Genomic DNA, 6,933 nt, shown 5'->3' with positions numbered 1-6,933 from the left:
CGGGCGCGAGGCGGCATAAGGTTATGCCTGAAGCCGTGCGTGCGCAGCGCGGCGGCCGCCTCCCACGCGGCCTCCAGAACCGGGTTTAAATCCGGGTTTAAGCCCGATCTCCCCACGTTTTTGCATCACATGGACGACACTGCCCTTTCCCTCGACATCTGGCTCGTGCGCGTGCTGCGCACGCTGCTGGTCGAGCGCAGCGTCACGCAGGCCGCGCTGCGGCTGAACCAGACCCAGCCGGCCATCAGCACGGCGCTGCGGCGGCTGCGCGAGATCCTGGGCGACCCTATTCTCGTGCGCGGCAAGGCCGGCATGGTGCCGACCGAATACGGCGAGTCGCTGCTCGCGCACGCCCAGCGCGTGCTGCGCGATGTCGATTTCGTCGCCACGCCGCACGGCGACTTCGACCCCGAGCGCTCGAAACGCACCTTCCGGGTGGCCGCGCCCGATTACCTCAACGACTTCTTCATGCCGACGCTGATCGCCTGGTTTCGCGAGGCGGCGCCCGCGGCCCGGCTGGAGATCCTGTCGCTGTCGCCCACGCTCGATCACTACGGCGCGCTGGAGGCGGGCGAACTCGACATCGTGATCGGCAACTGGCCGAAGCCGGACGCACGTTTCGCGCGCAGCGACCTGTTCACGGACCGCATCGTCTGCATGATGCGCGCCGATCATCCGCTCGCGCGCGCGCCGCTCACGCGCGAGGCCTATCTGGCCGCAGCGCATCTCGCGCCCACGCCTTATACCGGCGCGAACGCCAGTCCCATCGATATCGGCTTCGCGAAGGCGCGCGCGCATCGGCATATCGTCGCGACGCTGCCCTACTTTGGTCTCGTGCCGCAGGTGCTGCTGCAATCGGATCTGATCTTCACCACCACGCGGCGCTTCGCGACGCACTATGCAGGACTGCTGCCGATTGCCGTCGCCGAGCCGCCTTTTGCGTTTCCGCGCATCCGCTGCTATCAGATGTGGCATCCGCAACCGGACCGGCCAAGCGACGTGTACTGGCTGCGCGATCTGATCGAAGCCGTGTCGGCGTCGTTGACGGTGCGCGGCGGCAAACGTGCGGGCAGCGCGAGCAAAGGTGGCGCGTCGGGCGGGCGCAGCAAGGCCGCCGCGCAGACCCTTCCTGCTTCGACGCAGGAAGAGGCCTGACGGTTTGCGCAATCACCGAGATCATTCGGATTGCAAACCATCTTCTACGCGAACGCTTCCACGGTCATTTCGATACTTTCATTTTCCAGTCGGGATGACCGGCGAGCATCAGTTCGCCATCGTCACCCTTGACGACCGCGCTGCACCAGTCTGAGGTGTTCTTGCGCCATTGAATATGGCTGCAATACTTGCCGTCGTCGGAGATTTTCCAGGTGCCGGTGCCGGGACTCGAATAGTGCTTCGACGAGGTGAAGCCCGAGGTCCAGACGGCTTCGACACTGCCATCGTCGGCGTCTTTCCAGAGCGTCGTCGAACCGTCGGCATAGGTGATCTGTATCTGCGCGCCCGGCATGAGTTGCTGGAGTTCGTCGTGCGTGAGCGGCGTGGCGCCGTCGGCGAAGGAAGAGGAAGAGGCAAGCGCGGGGAGCGCGAGCGCAAGGCTTGCGAGCAGGACTTTCATGTTGGACCTCTTTTAACGTCATGCAGCAGCGCAAAACAAATTGGGCAGCACACTGGCCGCCCAATTTATTGAAGCTGCTGCAAGGTCCAAAAGCAAATTGATGCGCTTGCTACATTTGCGCGTCGATACTGCGTCCTTTCTCGCTCTTTCGATTCGATTACGCCCGCGCGAAGGCCTCGCGCTTCACGTTGTCCGGCACCGCCACCCGCATCTGCATCAACTGCGCCGCCACGGCCACGGCGATCGAAGACGGTGCCTTGTCCACGATTCCCGTCACGCCAATCGGGCAAGTGATCTCGTGCATGCGCTCTGCCTCCACGCCGCGCTCGATCAAACGTCGCTCGAACTTCACGCGCTTGGTCTGCGAGCCGATCAAGCCAAACCACGCGAAATCGCGCCGCCGCATAATGCGCTCCGACAATTCGAAGTCGAGCGCGTGGTTGTGCGTCATCACGATGAAGAACGCACCGGGCGGCGCTTCGTCGACGATGGCGGCGGGCGTGTCGGTCGCCTCGACCTGCACGTTCGCCGGGACTTCGTCGGGGAACAGCTCGTCACGCTCGTCCACCCACTGCACCACGCACGGCAGCATGCCGAGCAGCGTCACCAGCGCGTGGCCAACATGCCCCGCGCCGAACAGCACGACGTGCATCGGCCCGTACTGCGGCACTGGCGTGCTGCGCCGCCCGATCGTGACGCGGCCCGCGTCGTCGACATTCACGCAATGATTCGGATGACTACGCATCTCGCGCTCCTCTCTCGCCTGCTTCAGTCTCAACCGCGCGCCATTTCGCGCACCGCACGCACGCCCTTGAGGATTTCCTCGGCGGTGGCGGGTGCGTTCATCGGCGGATTGAAGCGGTAGTCGGCCACGCTCGCCACCGCGTCGCGGATCGCGAAGAACACCGAGAACGGCAGCAGCAGCGGCGGTTCGCCCACGGCCTTCGAACGATGGATGCTGTCTTCGGCGTTGCGGTTTTTGAACAGCTTCACGCTGAACTCCGGCGGCGTGTCGTTCACGGTCGGGATCTTGTAGGTGGACGGCGCATGCGTCATCAGCTTGCCGTCCGGCTTCCACCAGAGTTCTTCCGTGGTGAGCCAGCCCATGCCCTGAATAAAGCCGCCTTCCACCTGTCCGACGTCGAGCGCGGGATTGAGCGACGCGCCCACGTCGTGCAGCGCGTCGGCGCGCAGCACGCGCATTTCGCCCGTGAGCGTGTCGATCACGACTTCGGACACCGCCGCGCCATACGAGTAGTAGTAGAACGGCCGGCCGCGCAACTTTGCCTGATCCCAGTAGAGCTTGGGCGTGGCGTAAAAGCCATCCGACCACAGTTGCACGCGGGCGAGATAAGCCTTCTGCACCAGCGTGCCGAACGGCACGACTTCATCGCCGACAATCGCGCAGTCGTTGGCGAAGCGCACATCCGCCGCGTTGACCTGGCCCTTGCCCCAGGTCGTGGCGGCCAGCGAGGCAAGCCGTTCGCGCAACTGGCGCGCGGCGTCCTGGGCGGCCTTGCCGTTCAGGTCGCTGCCAGTCGAAGCCGCCGTCGCCGACGTATTGGCGACCTTGCTGGTGTCCGTGGCAGTCACGCGCACGCGGCCGAATTCGATGCCCAGTTCGTGCGCCACGACCTGCGCGACCTTGGTGTTGAGGCCCTGGCCCATTTCGGTGCCGCCGTGGTTCACAAGCACGGAACCATCGGTATAGATATGCACCAGCGCGCCGGCCTGGTTGAAGTGCGTCACGTTGAACGCGATGCCGAACTTGCAAGGCGTGATCGCGATGCCCTTCTTGAGCACTTCGTTCTTCGCATTGAATTCGCGGATCGCGGCCCGACGCGCGCGATAGCCGCTCGTCTCCACGAGTTCGTCCATCAACTCGTGAATCACGTTGTCTTCGATGGTCTGGCCGTAAGGCGTTTCGTTGTTTTCGGTCTTGCCGTACAGATTGCGCTTGCGCACATCGAGCGGATCGAGACCGAGCGAGCGCGCCACATCATCCATGATGTATTCGATCGCGAACGCGCCTTGCGGGCCGCCGAAGCCACGGAACGCCGTATTCGACTGCGTATTGGTCTTGCCGCAGAAACCCGAGATCGACACGTCGGGCAGCCAGTAGGCGTTGTCGAAATGGCAAACGGCACGCGTCATCACCGGACCCGACAGATCCGCCGAGAAGCCGCAGCGCGAGGTCATATCGACGCTCACGCCTTCGATCGTGCCTTGATCGTCGTAACCCACTTCGTACGTGTAGTGGAAGTCGTGACGCTTGCCCGTGATCATCATGTCGTCGTCGCGGTCCGGGCGCAGCTTGACGGGGCACAGCAGCTTCCACGCGGCCAGCGCCGCGCAGCACGCGAAAATGCCCGACTGCGATTCCTTGCCGCCGAAGCCGCCGCCCATGCGCCGGCATTCCACCAGCACGTTGTGCGAAGCCACGCCCAGCACGTGCGCAACCAGATGCTGCATTTCGCTCGGGTGCTGCGTCGAGCACCAGACGTGCATGCCGTCGTCGTCCTTCGGCACCGCGTAGGCGATCTGCCCTTCCAGATAGAACTGCTCCTGGCCGCCCAGCAGCATCTCGCCTTCATGCCGATGCGCAGCGCGCGCGGCGCGCGTGGAGGCTTCGCCGCGCGCGAGCTTCATCGGCGGCAACACCGATTGATTCGCGGCGCGCGCCTGCTGCGCCGTGAGGATCGGCGGCAGCTCTTCGTATTGCACTTCGGCGCGGCGCGCGGCCAGGCGCGCCGTATCGTGCGAAGTCGCCACGACGATAAACATCGGTTGACCCACGAATTGCACGATGCCGTCGGCGAGCACGGGGTCGTCGTGGATGATCGGGCCGCAGTCGTTCACGCCGGGAATGTCCTCGGCGGTCAGCACGGCCACGACGCCTGGCGTCGCGCGCACTTTCGCCAGATTCATCGAGACGATGCGCGCATGCGGCTTTTGCGAAAGCCCGAGCGCGGCGTGCAGCGTGCCGGCCACGGTCGGGATGTCGTCGGTATAGGTGGCGCGTCCGCTCACATGCAGATGCGCGGATTCATGCGGGCGCGAGACGTGTACCTGTGCGAACGGCTCACGCGCTTTGGCTTCTTCCAGGAACGGTTCGGCTTGCTGGTTCATGGTTTAGTTCTCCGTATCTCTTGCTGACTGCTTCCGTTTCCTGGGTTCTCAGGCAGTTTCCGCTGCCACGGCGCGCACATTGATCGCCTGCGGCGCAAGCGGATCGTGCGGGCGCGTTTCCAGCCAGAAACGGTACAGCGTGTTCTTCGCGGCTTCGAGTCGATAGTCGCTGGTTGCGCGCATATCCGAAAGCGGCGCGTAGTCGTTGCCCATCGCGATCATCGCGGCCTGCGCGGTGGCTTCATGCCATTGCGCGTCGGCCAGCACGGCTTCGGTGTGGGTGGCGCGCTTCGGGGTGGCGGCCATGCCGCCGAAGGCGATGCGCGGCTCGCGCACGATCTCGCCATCGGCGATAAAGGCGAACGCGGCGCACACGGCCGAAATATCCGAGTCGAAGCGCTTGGACACCTTGTAGGTGCGGAACTTGAGGTTCGCGCGCGCGCCGGTGCGGGTCGGCACTTTCAGCGCCAGCACGAACTCGTGCTCGGCCATGTCCTTCTTCTGATACGCCAGATAGAGGTCTTCGAGCGGCATCTCACGCTCCACATCGCCGCCGCGCACGACCACGCGCGCACCCAGCGCGATCAGGCCCGGCATCGAGTCGCCGATCGGCGAGCCGTTGGCGACGTTGCCGCCAATCGTGCCCGCGTTGCGGATCGGCAGCGAGGCGAAGCGCAGCCACATCTCTTCCAGTTCTGGATAGTGCTTCGCGAGTTCCGCGTAGGCGCGCTCGACCGTGACACCCGCGCCGATTTCGATGAACGTATCGCTCACCTGGATTTCACGCATCGCATCGACCTGGCCGACATAAACGATGTTGCCCAGTTCGCGCATCTGCTTGGTGACCCACAGGCCGATGTCGGTGCTGCCCGCGAGAATGCGCGTGTTCGGGCGCGCTTCCTTGATGGCGGCGAGCGCTTCCACGGTGCGCGGCGCGTCGAACTGCTGGCCCTTGTGCTCGTAGTGGAAGGTGTCCTTGCGCTCGATCGTTGCGAGCGTTTCGCTGAGCGCCTTCACGTCGATGGGCGCTTTCGGGCCGTCGAGCTTGAACATCTGCTCGGCGGCGTCGAGGATCGGCCGATAGCCGGTGCAGCGGCACAGATTGCCGGTCAGCGCGTTGGCGATGTCGTCGCGCGAGGGCGTGCTGCAAGCGCTCTTGCCCGCACAGCCGCCGCCTGCGCCACCTGCAGCACCTGCACCACCCGCGCCACATTGAGCGGCGCCGTGTTCATGGCCATGCTTTTCGTAAAGCGCCCACATCGACATCACGAAGCCGGGCGTGCAGAAGCCGCACTGCGAGCCGTGACAGTCGACCATCGCCTGCTGCACGGGATGCAGCGAACCGTCGGGCTGGCGCAGGTCTTCGACGGTGAAGAGGGCCTTGCCGTCGAGCGTGGGCAGGAACTGGATGCAGGCGTTGACGGCCTTGAAGCTCACGCCGCCTTCGGCATTGCGCTCGCCGACCACGACCGTGCATGCGCCGCAGTCGCCTTCGGCACAGCCCTCCTTGGTGCCGGTGCAGCGCGCGTCTTCGCGCAGATACTGGAGAACGCTGCGGGTGACGCCCGCGTCGCTGACTTCGCGAATCGCGTTGCGGTGATAGAAGCGGATCGGCTCACTCATGATGTCTGTCTCGTCGTGTTTCTGCGGCGTGCGGCGAAAATCTTGCGGAGGATCGCGGGGTTCCCGGCGCGCGCCGCGCATTCTTTCAGTGGACGGTTCGAAAACTATCACCGCCAATATTGAGATCCCATAGCAGCAAGTACATGTGGGATATATCGTCGCGGCGATAAATCGGCGCTTCGCCGTGGTGCGGCGCTTATAGCGCAATGGCCGATTTGCGCGTCATCGTCGATATTTAGCTCGAATAGGACAGTTTCATTGCTGGGATCGTGCACCATAAAAAGGCAACACTCCTTACATTGAGCGTAGTCCATGCGCGCCAAGCATCAATTCCGACCAACCCGCGTCCAACTCCGCCTATTTCCGCGCATGCGGATGTCCGCCTGTTGCGACGCCAGTTGCGTGCCAGGCATAGCCTCTGCGAGCGAAAAAACCGTCGGATACGCCCAACGGATGGCGTTTTCAACGTCTGCATAAGAACCGGTTCCATGGGACAATCACGCCTTTCCCGCCGTTATCCATCCGCGTTTTCCCCATGTCCGCTGATTTGGCGCCCCCGCGCACCG

At 64.2% G+C, this 6,933-nt stretch carries 5 protein-coding genes; 1 reads left to right on the top strand and 4 read right to left on the bottom strand.

All coding sequences use genetic code 11. The features are described from left to right. Positions 1-129: 129 nt before the first annotated feature. Positions 130-1,155, top strand: a complete 1,026-nt coding sequence (locus VG320_RS22010; RefSeq protein ID WP_327202183.1) for a LysR family transcriptional regulator — start codon at positions 130-132, stop codon at positions 1,153-1,155. 64 nt (positions 1,156-1,219) lie between these two features. Here the strand turns inward: VG320_RS22010 and VG320_RS22005 are convergent, their stop codons facing one another. The 4 genes from VG320_RS22005 to xdhA all read right to left on the bottom strand — a co-directional run bounded on the left by VG320_RS22005 (position 1,220) and on the right by xdhA (position 6,367). Then, positions 1,220-1,615: a DUF995 domain-containing protein gene (locus tag VG320_RS22005; protein WP_327202182.1), complete on the bottom strand. Its 396-nt coding sequence runs from the start codon at positions 1,613-1,615 to the stop codon at positions 1,220-1,222. Positions 1,616-1,772: 157 nt separating this feature from the next. Next, the gene (gene xdhC, locus VG320_RS22000; RefSeq protein WP_327202184.1) at positions 1,773-2,387 is read right to left on the bottom strand and encodes a xanthine dehydrogenase accessory protein XdhC; all 615 of its coding nucleotides are present in this window, start codon (positions 2,385-2,387) and stop codon (positions 1,773-1,775) included. A gap of 2 nt (positions 2,388-2,389) precedes the next feature. After that, a complete protein-coding gene (xdhB, locus tag VG320_RS21995) occupies positions 2,390-4,744 on the bottom strand; it encodes a xanthine dehydrogenase molybdopterin binding subunit (RefSeq protein ID WP_327202181.1) in 2,355 nt (784 codons plus the stop codon). A 48-nt stretch (positions 4,745-4,792) separates the two neighbouring features. Next, positions 4,793-6,367, bottom strand: a complete 1,575-nt coding sequence (xdhA, locus tag VG320_RS21990) for a xanthine dehydrogenase small subunit (protein WP_327202180.1) — start codon at positions 6,365-6,367, stop codon at positions 4,793-4,795. Positions 6,368-6,933: the final 566 nt, after the last annotated feature.

Origin of the sequence: Paraburkholderia sp. (assembly GCF_035948235.1) — a bacterium.
Taxonomy (GTDB): domain Bacteria; phylum Pseudomonadota; class Gammaproteobacteria; order Burkholderiales; family Burkholderiaceae; genus Paraburkholderia.
This window is presented reverse-complemented; position numbering and strand designations above follow the sequence as displayed.

What these genes read in the sequence shown, in the direction of transcription:
- VG320_RS22010 (WP_327202183.1), top strand. Translation starts at nt 130, where the DNA reads ATGGACGACACTGCCCTTTCCCTCGACATCTGGCTCGTGCGCGTGCTG.
- xdhA (WP_327202180.1), bottom strand. Translation starts at nt 6,367, where the DNA reads ATGAGTGAGCCGATCCGCTTCTATCACCGCAACGCGATTCGCGAAGTC.
- VG320_RS22005 (WP_327202182.1), bottom strand. Translation starts at nt 1,615, where the DNA reads ATGAAAGTCCTGCTCGCAAGCCTTGCGCTCGCGCTCCCCGCGCTTGCC.
- xdhB (WP_327202181.1), bottom strand. Translation starts at nt 4,744, where the DNA reads ATGAACCAGCAAGCCGAACCGTTCCTGGAAGAAGCCAAAGCGCGTGAG.